This window comes from Dietzia sp. B44, from assembly GCF_014145245.1.
GTDB lineage: Bacteria > Actinomycetota > Actinomycetes > Mycobacteriales > Mycobacteriaceae > Dietzia > Dietzia natronolimnaea.
The window spans coordinates 1-1,390 of sequence record NZ_JAALEF010000502.1; the positions used below are offsets into that span (position 1 = coordinate 1).

Annotated in this window: 1 protein-coding gene and 1 pseudogene; both read right to left on the reverse strand. The window is 71.9% G+C overall.

Annotated features, from left to right (window positions below; translation table 11 throughout):
• Positions 1–196 (reverse strand): annotated as a pseudogene (locus G6017_RS14950) (hypothetical protein); the annotation flags it as partial.
• A 44-nt stretch (positions 197–240) separates the two neighbouring features.
• Positions 241–1,390: acyl-CoA dehydrogenase family protein (locus G6017_RS14955; protein WP_182618064.1), on the reverse strand; the 1,150-nt coding region annotated here is incomplete at its 5' end.

The window sequence follows — 1,390 nt, forward strand, 5'->3', positions numbered from 1 at the left end:
CGAGCGCCGCGGGCAGGCCCAGCGAGAGCAGGCCCGATCCGGCGAACGCCGACCACAGTCGCTCGTCGTATCCGGCGTCGGCGACACCGCGACTGGGCAGGGCGGTGAGCAGCTCATCGGCCGGGGCGGCCGTGGTGAGCGCCCCGGCCACGGCCTCGGCGACGGCGACCTGGGTCTCGGTACGGGTGAAGTCCACGTCAGATCAGTCCTTAGTCGGGAGAGGGTCGGGCACGGGTTCGATCAGTCCCTGGGCAGGCCGAGGATGCGTTCCCCGACCACGTTGAGCAGCACCTGCTCCGTGCCGCCGGCGATGGACAGGCAGCGCACCATGAGGAACTTGCGCCCCTGCTCGGTGAACTCGACCCCGCCGGTGCCGGTGAGCTCGAGTCCGAACTCGGCGATGTCCTGACGGTGGCGCACGCCCACGATCTTGCGGACGGACGACTCGGCGCCCGGGCCGGAGCCGGAGAGGGTCCGCAGGGCGGTGCGCAGGTCGAGCAGACTCCCCACCACACCGTCGGCCACGTGCTTGCCGAGCTCGTCCAGCACCAGGGCGTCGTCCTCCGCCCCCGCCGCGCGGATGAGGCCGACGATCTCCTCGGCGGCGTCGCCGAGCGAGGAACCGCCGCCCATGGCCACTCGCTCGTTGGCCAGGGTCGTGCGGGCGATCTTCCAGCCGTCGTTCACCTGGCCGACCTGGAACTCGTCGGGGACGAACAGGTCCTCGAGGTAGACCTCGTTGAACAGGGCCTCGCCGGTGATCTCGCGCAGCGGCCTGGTCCGGATGCCCTCGGACTTCATGTCCACGAGGAAGTAGGTGATGCCCTTGTGCTTGGGGGCGTCGGGATCGGTGCGGGCCAGGCACATGGCCCAGTCGGCCTCGCGCGCCAGGGACGTCCACACCTTCTGGCCGTTGATCCTCCACCCGCCGTCGACCTTCTCGGCGGTCGCGCGCAGCGCGGCGAGATCGGAGCCGGCGCCGGGCTCGGAGAACAGCTGACACCACTTGATCTCGCCGGCCATGGTGCCGCGGACCAGCCGGTCGGCGTGCTCGGGCGCGGCCTGCAGGATGGTCGGCACGGCCCACCCGCCGATGGTGATGTTGTGGCGGCTCACGCCCGCTGCCTCGAGCTCCTCGTCGATGAGGAGCTGCTCGGCGGGCGAGGCGCCCAGTCCCCACGGCTCGGGCAGGTGCGGCATGAACAGGCCCGTGTCGGCCAGGGCCCGCTTGCGCTCGTCACCGGACACCGCGGCGACCTTCGCCACGAGGGTCCTGATCTCCTCACGCCTGGCGTCGAGACCCTCGACCTCCGACAGGTCGATCTCGAGGTGTCGGCGCGTGCCGGCCAGGGTGAGCTCGGCCAGCGAGCGCCGCCAGCGGGCCGACCCG